Source organism: Nocardioides caeni (assembly GCF_004912195.1).
Lineage (GTDB): Bacteria > Actinomycetota > Actinomycetes > Propionibacteriales > Nocardioidaceae > Nocardioides > Nocardioides caeni.
On sequence record NZ_STGW01000004.1, the window covers coordinates 111,972 to 126,525 of the forward strand.

A 14,554-nucleotide genomic window follows, 5' to 3' on the forward strand; every position below is an offset into this window, starting at 1 on the left:
CGCCGGGCCCCACCGGTCAGTTGTAGTAGCGCAGGTCCCCGACGAACTCGATCCCGCAACGGTCGTCGTCGCAGACGGGCGTCTCGGCCCACATCGTGGCGGCGTCGAAGACGGCGCCGGTCGACTTCATCACCTGGATGCCGGTGAACTCGCGGTCCTCGTAGCCCTTGACCGCGAAGGCGATGTCGGCCTTGCCGTCGCCGTCCACGTCGGTCAGCGCGGCACTCTCGAGCTGGCGGTCGCCGATGTCGGCGGTGCCGGTGAACCCGGCGATCTCCTCGAGCGTCCCCTTCGAGACGTCGAACACCGTCACGGTGAGCTCCTCCTCGTAGCCGTTGGCGTCGACGCCGACGATCGAGGTCGTGCCGTCACCGGTGACGTCACCGACGAGGAAGGTCTCCTGATAGACGTCGGTCTCGGTGATCTGGCCGTAGTCGAACGCGTCGCCGGTCGACTTCAGCAACGCGTAGCCGCGGTCACCGCTGTAGTAGCTGGTGTAGTCCTCGTTGGTCAGACGGTCCGCCGGCAGCTGTGCCCAGATGTCGGCGGTGCCATCGCCGTCGAAGTCCCCGCCCCAGATCTGGGTGACGTCCATGATCGCGTTGGGGACCGACAGCCACAGGGCCGGCTCCGAGAAGGTGCCGTCGCCCTCGTTGAGGAGGACCGAGATGTCGACGTTCTTGTCGTTCTGGCCGGCCACGGCCAGGTCGAGGTCGCCGTCGCCGTCATAGTCGCCGGGGACGACGTCGAGCTCCAGGTTGCCGTATTCGGACAGCGTCGACAGGGTCAACGTGAAGCGCTGGTCGCCGGGGAACGCGTCGTCGGACGAGCTGAGCGTGAGCTGCTTGCCCGAGGAGACGAAGTCCCAGGCGAGCTGGTCGGTCACACCGTCGCCGTCCCAGTCGAAGAACAGCAGATCGGGCTGACTCGAGGCCTCGATCGCGACCTCGGTGAGCTCGAAGGCGGACCCGTCGCTGATCGCCGTGACCTCGGTGATGTCGCTGTAGTCGCGCGCGAAGTAGTAGATCGCGTCGCCCAGCCCGTCGCCGTCGACGTCGCCCTGGACGGCCGTGCTCTCGGGCTCGGCGGTCTTGTCGCCGTCCTTGCCCTTGTCGTCGCCGTCGCTCTTCCACGGGGCGAGCACGGCGAGGGTGACACCGGCGCCGATCAGCAGGACCAGCGCGAGTCCGAGTCCGATCCACAGACCGGTCCGCCGGCGCCGGGGCGCGCCCGACGGCGGGGCGCCGAACGGCGGCGGCGCGATGCCGGGGCCGCCGGGCACACCACTCGGCACGTGTCCGTACGACGAGGGCGGCGCCACCGGCGGCGTGGCAGCAGGCGGGCTGAACGCCGGCGGGGTGAAGGCCGGCGGCGCGCCGACCGGCGGCGGGGCCGTGGGCGGGCTCGCGGGCGGGCTCGACGGCGGGCTCGACGGCGGGCTCGACGGCGGCGGACCGGTCGGGGCGACCGCGGGACGCACCTGCGTCGGCTCCGCCATCCGGCGTCGCTCCTCCGACCAGCCACTGCCGTCCCAGCGGCGCTCCCATCCGTCGCCGTCGGGATACCAGCCGGGAGGGGTCGAGAAGTCACTCACGGACCGCATCGTGCCCCGCGCCGACCGCCGCCGAAACGTCGGGGTTGCCCCGGCGATGACCACGGTGGGTTCCTTGTGACCGGAGCCACAACACGCAAGGATCGCCAGACCAGCGACGAAAGGTGCTCCTCGTGCCAAGTTTCCGCCCGATCGACCCCACCTCGGCGGCGTTCCTCCTGACGGAGAGCCGCAACACACCGATGCACGTCGGCGGGCTGCAGCTGTTCGAGAACCCGCCGGACGCCGGCCCCGAGTTCAACCAGCAGATGTACCAGTCGATGCTGGACACCCCCGACGTCGCGCCGCTCTTCCGCAAGCACCCGCATCGCTCGGTCAAGACCGGCGGCACGCTCACCTGGCGCGACGACGACCACATCGACCTCGAATACCACGTGCGCCACAGCGCGCTGCCCAAGCCGGGCCGGATCCGCGAGCTGCTGGAGCTGGTCGGCCGGCTGCACTCGACCCGGATGGCGTGGGAGCGACCGCTGTGGGAGATGCACATCATCGAGGGCCTGGCGGACGGCCGCGTCGCGGCGTACGCGAAGGTCCACCACTCACTGGTCGACGGGGTCTCCGCGATGCGCCTGCTCGCCAGCACTCTGTCGACGGATCCGCACCGCACGGGGATGCCAGCCCTCTTCGCGGAGGGTGCGTCCCGCAAGGCGAGGCCGGCGGAGAAGTCCGAGGGCACCGTCGAGAGCCCGGAGCTGACCGCGGCCCGCACCCTGGCCGAGCTGCCGGGCGACGCCCTGCGCACCGCGCTCGGCCTGAGCGCGGAGGCAGCTGGCATGCCTCTCGCGCTGGTCAAGACACTGCGCAAGGGCATCCGCAACGAGACCTCGGCGGTGTCCCTCGCCGCGCCGCGCACGATCTTCAACCAGTCGATCACCGGCGCTCGGCGGTTCGCCGCCCAGGACTGGCCGACCGAGCGCATTCGCGGCGTGGGCAAGGCGACCGGCACGACCATCAACGACGTGGTCCTCGCGATGTGCAGCGGCGCCATGCGGCGCTACCTGACCGAGCTCGACGCCCTGCCCGAGCAGTCGATGGTCTCGATGGTCCCGGTCGGGCTGAAGGCGCAGCAGGCCGGCATCGCCTCCGCCGAGGGCGGCAACGCGATCGGGTCGGTGATGGTGCGTCTGGCGACGGACCTCGAGGATCCCGCCGACCGCCTCAAGGCCATCAGCCGGTCGATGAAGGACGGCAAGGAGGCGCTCAGCTCGATGACCCAGGCCCAGATCGTCGCGATGAGCGCGATCGGCATGGCGCCGTCCCTGGTCATCCCCGCCCTGAAGATGCAGGGGCTGGTCCGGCCGCCGTTCAACCTGATCATCAGCAACGTGCCCGGCCCGCGGGTGCCCCACTACTGGAACGGCGCGCAGCTGGTCGGCAACTACCCCGTCTCCATCCCGATGAACGGCATGGCGCTCAACATCACCTGCGCGTCGTACGCCGGCAACATGGGCTTCGGACTGACCGGCTGCCGGCGCACCGTCCCCCACCTGCAGCGGCTGCTGACCCACCTCGAGGACGAGCTGACGGCGCTGGAGGTGGCCGCCGGGGTCAGCTGAGCTCGGCGAAGCCGCCCCCGAGCCGCTCGGCCACGGCGCGCAGACGGGCCCGGGTGATCGCGGCGACGGTGTCGTAGCCGGCGAGGGCGGCGTTGGAGCCGGGACGGGTGGCCTCGGGCAGGTTGACCGACAGGCACGTACGGCGACCGCCGTCGGCCGCGTTGGCGAGCGCGACCGCGTGCCCGGTGGTGCCGCTGCCGGCGAAGTAGTCGAGCACGCGCGCGTCGTCGGGCATCGTGTCGAGGATCCGCAGCAGGAGACCGGTCGGCTTGGGCGACTCGAAGACGGGCCCGAGGAGGTCCTTGAGCTCCGCGACCGCGGTGTCGGTGCTGCCGATCTCCTCGGCGAGCCAGATGGTCCGCAGCTTCTTGCGCCGCCCGCCCACGGGGTGACGCCAGTCGCGCTGGAAGACGTCGACCCGCTCCCCCGCGCCGCCACGGACCACGCGGCACTCGAGGTCGTCGGGCCGCTCCTCGATCCGCGGTCGCGACCACCGCCACACCGCGGGCGTCAGGTCACCGAAGATCGGGGTGATCTCGTGGGCGCCGGCGAAGGGCTCCGTCGCGACCCGTCCGCTCGCGGGGTCGCCCCAGACCGGGAAGTGCAGGGTCGGCGCGGTGACCGGGTTGAACTTCTTGTTGGTGTTGCGCAGCGGCAGTCGCCGGTAGCGGCGTCCGTCCGGCGCCGTCAGCGGGAAGTCCGCCTCGACGACCGTGTGGCTCGACGAGGCGTCGAGGACACAGGCAGCGGCGTCGCGGGCATAGACGAGGACGTATTCGTGGCAGGTCGCGAAGCCGCCCCCGAGCTGCCGGCCCTTGGCGTTGAGGTTCACGACGACCTGGGCGATGAAATGCGCCTCGCCGAAGACGTCGTCCATCAACAGGCGCAGGTGGGCGACCTCGTGGTCGTCGATGCTGACGAAGATCGCCCCGGTCGTGGCCAGCACGCGGCGCCCGGCCTCCAGGCGGGGGCGCAGATAGGTGGTCCACGCCTCGTGACGCCCGGCCGCGCCACTGCCTCGCTCGCCGCGGAAGTCGTCGCGATAGGCGAAGTCGTTGCCCGTGTTGTAGGGCGGGTCCAGGTAGATCAGGTCGAAGGACTCGGCAGGCAGGCCGGTGAGTACGTCGAGGTTGTCGCCCTCGACGAAGGTGTTCCACGGTGCTCCCGGCTCGGCCCCCACGGGGTCCATCGTGGCAGGCTGCCCGCCTAGATTGGGGCCATGGCCCGCCGTACCTTCACCCGAGCCGAGCTCGAGTCCTTCCGGGATGCCGAGGTCCCCGACCTGCTGCCCGGTCCGGGCCAGCAGCTCCGGCTGCTGTTCGTCGGCATCAACCCCGGCCTGTGGACCGCGGCGACGCGGACCCACTTCGCCCACCCCGGCAACCGCTTCTATCCGGCGCTGCTCCGCGCCGGCGTGATCACCGAGCCGATCGATCCGGCCGACGGGATGGACGACGCCCAGCGCGACGTGCTCCGAGAGCGCGGGATCGGGATCAGCAACGTGGTCCGCCGCGCCACCGCGAAGGCCTCGGAGCTGAGCGACGCGGAGCTCAAGGCCGGCGGGGTCCGGCTCACCGAGCTGGTCGCGCGGGAGCGCCCGCGGGTGGTGGCGATCGCCGGCATCACGGCCTATCGCGCGGCCTTCGGGCTGCCGAAGGCGAAGCCGGGCCAGCAGCCGGAGACGATCGACGACCTGTGGTCGGGCGCCGAGCTGTGGGTGGTCCCGAACCCGAGCGGGCTCAACGCCCACGAGACGGTCGAGTCGCTGGCCGCGGCCTACCGCGAGGTGGGCGTGGCCGCCGGGATCGTCACCTGACGCATCACTCGTCCCCGTCACTCATCGTCGTCGAGCAGGCCCTGCTTCTCCGCCTCCGCGACGATCCGGCGGACGTTGTCGACCGCGCCGCAGTCCTGGTCGATCAGCGCGTTGCGGCGCGCGGCCCACTTCTCGCCGAGCTCGAGACGCACCCGGTCGGAGACCTCGGTGCGGGCGGGCTGGAGGATGCTCAGCTCCTCCTCCGCGATGTGGTGCGCGACGAGATTGCTGAGCTCCTCGGCCGCGTCGGTGAACGCCTGCGTGTCCGTGCCCTTGAGCTCGAGCAGGGCCAGCAGCGCCTCGTTGCCCTCGGCGTGCTCCTCCTCGCCGTGCTCGATGTCGTGGGCGTCGACGTCACTCGCCTTGCGGCGCAGCACGGGATAGACCAACTCCTCCTCGGCCTCGCCGTGCGCGATGAGGACGTTGGCGAACGCGCGGCGCACCTCGTCCCGGTCGGCGGTGGCGAGCCGCAGCTGTGACAGCAGCTGCTCGAAGCGTCGGTGGTCGTCGGTGATCAGGTCGATGACATCGCCCGAGGTGGGCCGGCCCAGGTCGATTCCGCTCGTCATGTCGCGGACGTTACCCGCATTCCTTCGAGATAGCCGTGGACCAGCGAGACCGCCGAGGCACCCTCGCCGCTGGCCGCGGCGACGCGCTTCATCGAGCCCGACCGGATGTCGCCGGCGGCGAAGACGCCGGGCACGCACGTCGTGAGGCTCTCGGGCGGCAGCCCGTCGATCCAGCACTCGGTGGGGACGTCGCGACCGGTCAGCACGAAGCCGTGCTCGTCGCGCCGCACCTCGTCGCCGAGCCAGTCGCAGTGAGGGGCGGCACCGATCAGCAGGAAGAGCCCGCCGGCCGGGACGCGCTCCTCCTCACGCGTGCGGACGTCGCAGAGCTGCAGCCAGCCGAGCTGGCCGCTCTCGTCGGGGCCGCCGTCGATGATCTCGGTGCAGGCCCGGACCTGGATCCGCGGGTTCCACTCCAGCTCGTCGATGAGGTACGTCGACATGGTGGCCGCCAGGTCCTCGCGACGGATCAGGATCGTGACCGAGCGGGCGAACCGGGCCAGGTGCACGGCCGCCTGCCCGGCGGAGTTGCCGCCGCCGACGACGTAGACGTCGCGGTCCTCCATCTCGCGGGCGGCCGTCATCGCGGCGCCGTAGTTGACGCCCGCGCCCACCAGGTCCTCCAGCGGCTCCACGCCGAGCCGCCGGTAGGCGACGCCGGACGCGACGATGACCGCGCGGGCGTGCACCTTGCCGCCCTCGGTGATCAGCGTGTGCGGGGCGCCGTCGACACCGGGGCGCAGCTCCACGACGGGCCAGCCGGTGAAGAAGCGGGCGCCGAACCGGATCGCCTGGGTGCGCGCACGCTGCCCCAGCCGCATGCCGGAGATGCCGCGCGGGAAGCCGAGGTAGTTGCGGATCATCGAGCTGGTGCCGGCCTGACCGCCGATCACCTCCTGCTCGAGCACGACCGTGTTCAAGCCCTCGGAGGCGCCGTAGACGGCGGCCGCCAGCCCGGCCGGCCCGGCGCCGACGACGGCGAGGTCGACGACGGCGGCGCAGTCGATGTCCGAGGGCCGGCCATACATCAGCGCCGACAGCTCACGCACCGAGCGCGGGGCGATGACCGGTCGGTCGGCGAAGGGCCGGGAGGACAGGTGCACCAGCGGGTACGACAGCTCGGAGTCGTGCTCGCGCGCATACAGCTGGCGGGCCTGCTCGCCCTGAGGCGAGTCGGGCGGATAGGTCCGGTGCGGGAAGCCGATCCGGTCGAGGAAGTCGCGCACGGCGAGCGCCAGCGGGGTCGCCGCAGGACTGATGATCCGGACGCTGTCGATCTCGGATGCGGCCACGGTCGCCCCCCAGTCGCTGAGCAGCTCGACCACCGCGTAGTGGAACTCCTCGTCGCGACGACCCTGCGGCAGCACGAGGTAGGTGTCGAACTTGCCCTTGGCGAGATAGGGCCGCAGCGCCTCGGTGTCCTCGGCGAAGCGGCTGATCGGGATCGCCACGATCCGGCGCGCGGTCGGCACCAGGCTGCGCCAGTCGTGCAGCGCCTGGAGCACGTTCTCGTCCGGCAGCTGGGAGTCGGTGACGAGGAGGGCGACGGGCTGCCCGGCCGACCGCGCCCGTTGCAGGATCGCGGTGGCCTCGGCGGCGCTGGCGGCCGGGCGCACGTCGTAGTCGTCGCGGTAGCGCCGGAACTGCTGCTCGAGGACGGGGAGCTCGCTCGCCGAGACGAGGACGATGACGGGATCAGCCACGTGTTCCAGCGTGTCAGATCGCCCGTCGGATCGCCCGTCAGATCGCCCGTCAGATCACGAGGTTGAGGACCAGGACGAACACCAGGCCTGAGACCGAGAGCAGGGTCTCCATCGCCGACCAGGTCTTGAGGGTCTGGCCGACCGTCATCCCGAAGTACTCCTTCACCAACCAGAAGCCGGCGTCGTTGACGTGGGAGAAGAAGACCGAGCCGGCGCCGATCGCCAGCACCATCAACGACACCTCGCCGCTCGAGAGCTGCTCGGTGAGCGGTGCCAGCAGGCCGGAGGCCGTGACCGTGGCGACCGTGGCGGAGCCGGTCGCGAGGCGGATCAGCACGGCGACGAACCAGGCCAGCACGAGGATCGAGATGTTGGAGTCGGCGACCCGCTCGGCCACGATCGTGCCGATGCCGGTGTCGACGAGGGCCTGCTTGAACCCGCCACCGGCGGCGACGATGAGCAGGATGCCGGCCACGCCGGGCAGCGACGACTCGATCGACGTGGCCAGGCCCTCGCGACCCATGCCCGAGCCCAGTCCCAGGGTGAACATGGCCACCACGACGGCGATCAGCAGCGCGATGAGCGGAGTGCCGAGCACGTCGAGCGTACGGCGCAGCGGGTCGGTCGCGTCGTCGATGAAGATGTCGGCCAGGGCCTTGCCCATCATCAGAACCACGGGCAGCAGCACGGAGGCGATGGTGATCGCGAACGACGGCCGGTCGGCCGGGTCCTCGTCGCCGGCGCCGTCGAACCGCTCCGGCACCGCCACGTCGACGTACCGCCCGACGAGGCCGAAGACGGGGCCGGCGATGATCACGGTCGGGATCGCGACCGCGACGCCGAGCGCGAGGGTGGTGCCGAGGTCGGCGCCGAGGTAGTCGATCGCCGTGAGGGGGCCGGGGTGCGGCGGCACGAGACCGTGCATGGCGGAGAGACCGGCCAGGGCGGGGATGCCGATCGTGACGAGCGACTGACCCGAGCGCCGTGCGACCAGGTAGATCACCGGCATCAGCAGGACCAGGCCGATCTCGAAGAACATCGGCAGACCGATGATCGCGCCGACCAGCGCCATCGCCCACGGCAGGGCGCGGGGCGAGGCGTGGCCGATGATCGTGTCGACGATCTGATCGGCGCCTCCGCTGTCGGCGAGGAGCTTGCCGAACATGGCGCCGAGGGCGATGAGGATGCCGACGCCGGCGGCAGTCGAGCCGAACCCTGCGGTGAAGCTGGCGATGGACGTCTCGACGCCGACGCCGGCGATGACGCCGACGGTGAGCGCGCCGGCGGTGAGCGCCAGGAACGGGTGCACCTTGGCGGCGATGATCAGCGCGACGATGACGCCGATGCCGACCAGTGCGGCGAGGACGAGGCGTCCCTCGGAGGCGACGGGCTCGATCAGCGGGGTGGTGGTGGCGAGAGCGGTCATCGGACGGTTCCTTCGGTGGTGCCGGAGTGCTGGGTGAACTGACGGACGAACGCCTCGACGATGTCGTCGACGGGCTGGTCGACGTCGACGGTGAGCCCGGACTCGTCGGCCTCGAGCGGCTCGAGGGTGTCGAACTGGGAGGCCAGGAGCGAGGGCGGCATGAAGTGGCCGGGGCGGCTGGCCTGGCGCCGCGCGATGACCTCGTGGGATCCGTCGAGGTGGAGCAGGGTGGCGCTCGGGGCGTGGCTGCGCAGCTTGTCGCGGTACCAGCGCTTGAGGGCCGAGCAGCTGACGACGCCGCCGGTGCCGCGGCGTGCCTCGAGCCAGGCACCGATGGCGTCGAGCCAGGGCTCGCGGTCGGTGTCGTCGAGCGCGACGCCGGCGGTCATCTTGGCGATGTTGGCCGCCGGGTGGAAGTCGTCGGCGTCGCCGAAGGGCACCCCCAGCCGCTGGGCGAGGGCCGCGCCGACGGTCGACTTGCCCGACCCCGACACACCCATGACGATGACGAGATTCATGAGGTCTCCTGACTCTCCTGCGGCTGATGCCCGGCGTGTTGCCCGAATGTGCGTGCCGTCACAGTCTGCAAGCATTAATCTGATTTTTACAAGACCCTGGTCGCAATAAATCTGTTTTTTGGAGGTGGGCATGGCAGCGCTCCACGACGACGTGCTGGATCGGGTCGGGCAACGGATCGTGAGCGGCGAGCTCCCCGCCGGCACGGTGCTGACGCTCGACGGTCTCGACCGGGACTACGGCGTGAGCAGGTCGGTCTCCCGCGAGGCCGTGCGTGTGCTCGCCGCGCTCGGCCTGCTCGCGACGAAGCGGCGGGTCGGGCTGACGGTGCAGGACCGCAGCGGCTGGCAGGTGTTCGACCCGCGCGTGATCCGTTGGCGTCTCGACGTCGGCGACCGCACCGACCAGCTCCGCTCCCTGGGCGAGCTGCGCAGCGGCTTCGAACCGGTCGCCGCGTCGCTGGCCGCACTGCGGGCCACACCGGAGCAGTGCGGCGCGCTCAGCAGCGCAGCGGAGGACATGGTGATCCACGGTCGGGCCGGCGATCTCGCGGCCTACCTCGACGCCGACGTCCGCTTCCACTCGACGCTGCTCGAGGCATCCGGCAACGAGATGCTGGCCGCCCTCGGCGGCGTGGTGACCGAGGTGCTGACCGGTCGCACCCATCACCACCTGATGCCGTCGGCCCCCCTCGAGGAGGCCATCGACCTGCACGGCCGGGTGGCCCGCGCCGTCCGCGCCGGCGAGCCCGATGTGGCGCGCGTCGCCATGGAGGCGATCATCACCGAAGCGACTGCGGCCATGACGGAGGACATGGCCTAGTCTCGGTGCTGATGGACGAGACTGCGCACACCCCGGACGACACCGGCGATCACGCCACGGACCTGGCCGAGGTGATCGACTTCCTGCAGGCCGAGCAGTACGACGTCAGCGAGCCGCTGCCCGGCGTGCTCCACGTGACGGGGCGCTTCTCCAATCCCGAGCGCATCGCGCTGCACGCCGCCGCCGAGGCCGGCGACCAGGCGGTCGCGGTGTGGGCGACGAGTCACCATGACGACTGGGCGTTGGTCTGCTGGGACCGCCCGGAGCTGGTGACGATCACCCAGAAGGGCGCCGCCCCGCAGCGCTGGCGGCACCGCACGCTCCCGGTGACCCTGCGTCCGGACGCGCAGACGTTCCTCGAGGGGGCGTCCTCGCCGTTCGACATCGTGACGCGGCCCAAGCACCAGCCCACCGACGCGGCCCGGGCGATCATGGCGCGGCACGGCATCGACGACGCGCCCCCGCCGGGCTGGGTGGCACCCGTCGTCCCCGAGCCGGTCGTGGTCCGCGAGACCACGCTGCCGTCAGTGAAGGAGAAGGCGCCTCGCGCGCCGCGCGCCCCGCGGGCACCGAAGGCGCCCGCCAAGCCGGTCAAGGCCGAGCCGGTGGTCGCGGTCTGCCCCACCTGTTTCATGGCGATCCCCGCGACCGGGGTGTGCGACAACTGTGGCTGACCCCACAGTCGACGACCCGCCGGCCCCGCTCGGCTTCCGCACCCTGTCGCGTCTCGGGCTGCTCATCGCCGTCGCCGGAGCGCTCATCCAGCTGCTGCTCGGCGTCTACTACCTCGCCATGGCCCACTCGCCCTCGCCGCACGAGCTGCCGGTCGGCATCGTCGGCACGGCCGAGCAGCAGGCGCAGCTGCGCGACCGGCTCGAGGCGAATGACGACTTCGTCGTCGAGGAGTACGACGACGCGGCCGCGCTGACGCAGGCGATCGAGCGCCGGGAGGCCTATGGGGGCGTGGTCTTCGACGGCGACTCCCCCACGCTCCACATCGCCTCGGCCGCCTCCCCCGCGGTCGCGAACCTCTTCCGCAACCAGTTCACCGCTGCCTACCAGGACCAGGTCGACCAGCAGGTCGCCGCGCTCCGCGACGCGGGTCAGCCGGTGCCGGCCGAGCAGGTCGCGGCGCTGACGGCCGCGCCGCCGGTCGTGGACGTCGTACCGCTGCCGGAGGAGGACAGCGCCGGCAGCTCGCTCGGGTTCGTGATCCAGGCGCTCTGCCTGGGCGGGTCGATCGCGTCGCTGGCGTTGGGGCGGCTGCGGAGCCGGACGGAGCGCTCGACGCTGCGCGGTGTCGGCCACGCGGGGCTGCTCGTGGTCTATGCGCTGGCCTCGGCCGGGGTGGCGCTCCTCGCGATGCGGCTCTTCGGGGTCGGCGACGGGGCCGACCACCTCACCCTCTTCGGCGGCCTGGCGCTCATCTCGCTCGCGATCACGGCCTCCACGGCGGCGTCCGTCGCCGTGTTCGGTGCGCTGGGCTCGCTGATCGGCGCGCTCTATTTCACCCTCGGGCTGATCATCTCAGGCTCCTCGATCGCCCCCGAGATGCTGCCGCCGCTGGGCCGGACCATCGGTCAGCTGCTGCCGCCGGGCGCGGGGGCGACCGTCGCCCGGGACGCGCTCTACTTCCCCGACGCCTCGACGAGCGGGCCGTTCGTGGTCCTCGGCGCCTTCGCCGCGATTGGGCTCCTCGTCGTCCTGGTCGTCAATGCATCGGCCAACCGGACCCGTTTCCCCCGACTCCTGGGGCGTGGCGAGGCGGACGCGGAGCCGTCGGCCACAGCCTCACGCGGCGCCTGAGCTGCGCCCGAGCAGGTCGTCGGGGGCGACGACCCGCAGCTCGGCGTCGTTGGCCAGGTGCACCGGCCAACGGTCGCTGATCGCGGCCAGCAGGTGCGCCCAGGCCAGGTCGTCCGTCGTACGCGTGCGACCGCCGGGGCGGGCATAGAGGAATGCGCAGCTTCGCCGCTCGTCGAGCAACGGCTCGACCATGCGGGCCAGGTTGGCGCCGTCGGTGGGGTCGGGTCGCTCCGGCAGCTCCTCCACCTTCATCAGCTGGCGGGCACGGTCGCCGTCGACGAACATCAGCCAGAGCTGCGGCGCGGAGAAGCCAAGCTCGCCCATGAGGGCGCGCCACGCGCCCTCCAGGCTCGCCTGGTCAGTGAGGGGCGGCAGTTCGTCCGGGCTCGGAGGGTGGCGGTCGGGCTGATCGGAGTGGCGGGTCATGGCGTCACCCTGCGCCATTTCCGCGCACGGCATCGGCCGTCATCCACAGGCCCGTCCGGGACCCACCCGAGAGCCGGTGTGTCAGCCGTAGTGGCAGACGTAGCCGAGCGTCTCGGTGACCTCGATGTCGAACGACGAGTCGCCCGGGACGCTGAACGACTCGCCGGCGCCGTAGGTCGCCCAGTCGTCGCTGCCCGCGAGGCGGATCCGGCAGGACCCGGCGTTGAGCTCCATCACCTCGGGAGCGGCGGTGCCGAAGGTCAGCGAGGCCGGGAAGATCACGCCGGCCGACTTCTTCGTGCCGTCGGCGAGGAAGAACGTGTGGCTCACGCAGGCGCCGTCGAAGTAGATGTTGGCCTGCGGGTCGAGGGTGACGTTCGCGTACGTCGTGGGCTCAGTGGTCACGGCCGCGAAGCCTACTGCTGCCTACGGGCGGACGTAGTCCAGCACGGCACAGCCGTTGTCGAAGGTGCGCACGTCCTCGAGCCGGAAGGTCTCGGGGGCGAACGGCCGGTCGAGCATCGGCACGCCGCGCCCCGCGACGATCGGGTACTTCTTGACGACGAGCCGGTCGATCTCGCTGCTGACCGCGCCGGCCAGGCAGCCGCCACCGGCGAGGTAGACGTCGTAGGGCGAGTCCGTCGCCTTCAGCCGACGGACCACGTCGAGCGGGGACTCGGCGACGATCTCGACCGGGCCCGACGCGGCGGGCAGCGATCCGCTGATCACCACGGTCCGCAGGTGGGCGTAGGGGTTCGCTATCCCTGCCTCGAGCGCGGGCTCGAAGGTACGGCGGCCCATCACCACGGTGTCGTGGCTGCGCAGCGGCGCCTCCGCCACCCCGAGGGCGGCACGCACGTGCGAGGGCTGGAGGTCGGCGTGCTCCTCGGCGAGGAAGGCGACGAAGTCCTCGGACAGGCCGAAGAAGTCGACCTCGTCCGCGGGCCCGGCGATGAAGCCGTCGAGGGTGACGCCGATGTAGTAGGTCAGCAGTGGCATGCCGGCGATGCAACCACTACAGATGCTGTAAGTCAACTGTAGTTGTCGCAACCGGCGGAACCCGGCAGGATGCAGCCATGGCCCGCAACCCCGCCCGTCGCGCCGAGCTCCTCGACGCCGCCACCGAGCTGCTCGCCGCCGTGGGCGCGCGCGGCCTGACCTTCCGGGCGGTCGACGAACGCGCCGGCGCGCCGACCGGAACGGCTTCCAACTACTTCCGTACGCGCGAGAACCTACTGCGGGAGCTGTGCGACCACGTCTTCACGCGCGTGACGCCCGACCCGGACCAGGTGGCTGCCCGGCTCGACGCGCCGCGCACCCGCGCTCTGGAGGCGACACTCATGCACGACCTCCTCTCACGCGTCGAGGCCGACCGGGCCGGCCACCTCGCCCTCTTCGAGCTGCGCATGGAGGCGTCCCGGCACCAGGGCCTGCGGGAGACCTTCACCGAGCGGTTCCGGTCGAACCTCGAGGCGATCACGGCCGACCACGTGGACGGCGGCTTCCCGGGCGGCCCCGAGACGGCACGAGCGCTCTACCTCGCGATGACGGGCCTGATCTTCGAGCACCTCACGCTGCCCGGGCTCCACGCCGAGGACCCCGGCGCCCTGACCGAACTGGTCGACGCGCTGGTCACCCGCATCGTGCCGGCGGACAGCTGAGCAGCCGCCGTCAGGGCCCCGCCTCCGGGGCGGGCGCCCGCGGGCTGCGCCGGTACGCCGAGACGGTGGGGTCACCCTCGACCCAGAACCGCCAGGGCACGTCGGCCGCCTTCGAGACGCCGACCCGCGGGCCGGCCCCGATCCTGGGCCGGCGGGCGGGCTCGGGGCCGAGGCGGACCGCGGTGCCGCTCTCCGCCACGGGCTCAGCAAGCAGGTCGGCGCCGAGGTCGTCGAGGGTGATCCCGAGCGCCTGCGCGAGGTTGCCCGGCCCCCGGGCGAGCTGCACCTCCCGGGCCGGGTGGTTGCGACGGAGCCGGGCCAGGTCGATTCCGTCGACGACCTCGCCGGAGCGCAGCAGCACGGCCGCCCCGATCTCGGTCGGACCGGTGACGACGTTCGCGCAGTGATGGATCCCGTAGGAGCGATAGACATAGAGGCGGTAGGACGGGCCATACATGATCTCCGAGCGCGGGGTGCGCGTGAAGGCATGGGACGCGGGATCCTCGCTGCCGCCATAGGCCTCGACCTCGGTGATCCGCACGGTCACGCCGTGGCCGGTGATCGTGCGCCCCAGGAGCGCCCGCGCGCGTCGTACGACGTCGGGCTGGCCGGGCTGGCCGGGCTGGCCGGGCTGGCCGGGC

The 14,554-nt window shown here is 71.8% G+C and carries 16 protein-coding genes; 6 read left to right on the forward strand and 10 right to left on the reverse strand.

Annotated elements, in window-relative coordinates:
• Positions 1-16 precede the first annotated feature (16 nt).
• Positions 17-1,594: a DUF2510 domain-containing protein gene (locus tag E9934_RS08150; RefSeq protein ID WP_136562389.1), complete on the reverse strand. Its 1,578-nt coding sequence runs from the start codon at positions 1,592-1,594 to the stop codon at positions 17-19.
• Between the two features lie 131 nt (positions 1,595-1,725).
• Between E9934_RS08150 and E9934_RS08155 the strand changes: the two genes are divergently transcribed.
• Positions 1,726-3,168, forward strand: a complete 1,443-nt coding sequence (locus E9934_RS08155) for a WS/DGAT/MGAT family O-acyltransferase (RefSeq protein ID WP_136562390.1) — start codon at positions 1,726-1,728, stop codon at positions 3,166-3,168.
• Here the strand turns inward: E9934_RS08155 and E9934_RS08160 are convergent.
• Entirely contained in the window at positions 3,161-4,357 is a 1,197-nt protein-coding gene (locus E9934_RS08160) for a site-specific DNA-methyltransferase (protein WP_136562391.1), read from the reverse strand. The genes E9934_RS08155 and E9934_RS08160 overlap by 8 nt on opposite strands.
• A gap of 30 nt (positions 4,358-4,387) precedes the next feature.
• Between E9934_RS08160 and E9934_RS08165 the strand changes: the two genes are divergently transcribed.
• Entirely contained in the window at positions 4,388-4,984 is a 597-nt protein-coding gene (locus E9934_RS08165; RefSeq protein WP_136562392.1) for a mismatch-specific DNA-glycosylase, read from the forward strand.
• Between the two features lie 17 nt (positions 4,985-5,001).
• Here E9934_RS08165 and E9934_RS08170 read toward each other — a convergent pair whose 3' ends face one another.
• Genes E9934_RS08170 through E9934_RS08185 form a run of 4 tightly spaced genes read right to left on the reverse strand, consistent with a single transcriptional unit; the run spans position 5,002 to position 9,200 of the window.
• Positions 5,002-5,553: a hemerythrin domain-containing protein gene (locus E9934_RS08170; protein ID WP_136562393.1), complete on the reverse strand. Its 552-nt coding sequence runs from the start codon at positions 5,551-5,553 to the stop codon at positions 5,002-5,004.
• Positions 5,550-7,256: an NAD(P)/FAD-dependent oxidoreductase gene (locus E9934_RS08175; RefSeq protein ID WP_193556883.1), complete on the reverse strand. Its 1,707-nt coding sequence runs from the start codon at positions 7,254-7,256 to the stop codon at positions 5,550-5,552. Before E9934_RS08175 ends, E9934_RS08170 begins: the two co-directional genes overlap by 4 nt.
• A 49-nt stretch (positions 7,257-7,305) precedes the next feature.
• The gene (locus E9934_RS08180) at positions 7,306-8,682 is read right to left on the reverse strand and encodes a GntT/GntP/DsdX family permease (protein WP_136562395.1); all 1,377 of its coding nucleotides are present in this window, start codon (positions 8,680-8,682) and stop codon (positions 7,306-7,308) included.
• Positions 8,679-9,200 (reverse strand): gluconokinase, encoded by a 522-nt coding sequence (locus tag E9934_RS08185; protein WP_202977240.1) that lies wholly within the window; start codon positions 9,198-9,200, stop codon positions 8,679-8,681. Before E9934_RS08185 ends, E9934_RS08180 begins: the two co-directional genes overlap by 4 nt.
• A gap of 130 nt (positions 9,201-9,330) precedes the next feature.
• On the opposite strand from E9934_RS08185, the gene E9934_RS08190 reads away from it, so the two are divergent.
• From E9934_RS08190 to E9934_RS19565, 3 genes are read left to right on the forward strand one after another with little or no spacing between them, the layout of a single operon-like run.
• Positions 9,331-10,020: a FadR/GntR family transcriptional regulator gene (locus tag E9934_RS08190; protein ID WP_136562396.1), complete on the forward strand. Its 690-nt coding sequence runs from the start codon at positions 9,331-9,333 to the stop codon at positions 10,018-10,020.
• A gap of 11 nt (positions 10,021-10,031) precedes the next feature.
• Positions 10,032-10,694, forward strand: coding sequence for a hypothetical protein (locus E9934_RS08195; RefSeq protein ID WP_136562397.1), 663 nt, complete (start codon positions 10,032-10,034; stop codon positions 10,692-10,694).
• Positions 10,687-11,826 carry an ABC transporter permease gene (locus E9934_RS19565; RefSeq protein ID WP_158294963.1) on the forward strand — a complete coding sequence of 380 codons (1,140 nt, stop codon included), beginning with the start codon at positions 10,687-10,689 and terminating at the stop codon, positions 11,824-11,826. The genes E9934_RS08195 and E9934_RS19565 overlap by 8 nt, the downstream gene beginning before the upstream one ends.
• Here the strand turns inward: E9934_RS19565 and E9934_RS08200 are convergent.
• The 3 genes from E9934_RS08200 to E9934_RS08210 form a co-directional block, all read right to left on the reverse strand.
• On the reverse strand, positions 11,812-12,252 hold the full coding sequence (locus tag E9934_RS08200; RefSeq protein ID WP_136562398.1) for a hypothetical protein: 441 nt from the start codon (positions 12,250-12,252) through the stop codon (positions 11,812-11,814). The genes E9934_RS19565 and E9934_RS08200 overlap by 15 nt on opposite strands.
• An 81-nt stretch (positions 12,253-12,333) precedes the next feature.
• Positions 12,334-12,657 carry a pyrimidine/purine nucleoside phosphorylase gene (gene ppnP, locus E9934_RS08205; RefSeq protein WP_136562399.1) on the reverse strand — a complete coding sequence of 108 codons (324 nt, stop codon included), beginning with the start codon at positions 12,655-12,657 and terminating at the stop codon, positions 12,334-12,336.
• Positions 12,658-12,678: 21 nt separating this feature from the next.
• Positions 12,679-13,251 carry a dihydrofolate reductase family protein gene (locus E9934_RS08210; RefSeq protein WP_136562400.1) on the reverse strand — a complete coding sequence of 191 codons (573 nt, stop codon included), beginning with the start codon at positions 13,249-13,251 and terminating at the stop codon, positions 12,679-12,681.
• A gap of 77 nt (positions 13,252-13,328) precedes the next feature.
• On the opposite strand from E9934_RS08210, the gene E9934_RS08215 reads away from it, so the two are divergent.
• On the forward strand, positions 13,329-13,913 hold the full coding sequence (locus tag E9934_RS08215; RefSeq protein ID WP_136562401.1) for a TetR/AcrR family transcriptional regulator: 585 nt from the start codon (positions 13,329-13,331) through the stop codon (positions 13,911-13,913).
• Between the two features lie 10 nt (positions 13,914-13,923).
• Here E9934_RS08215 and E9934_RS08220 read toward each other — a convergent pair whose 3' ends face one another.
• Positions 13,924-14,487, reverse strand: coding sequence for a DNA-3-methyladenine glycosylase (locus E9934_RS08220; protein ID WP_136562606.1), 564 nt, complete (start codon positions 14,485-14,487; stop codon positions 13,924-13,926).
• Positions 14,488-14,554 lie beyond the last annotated feature (67 nt).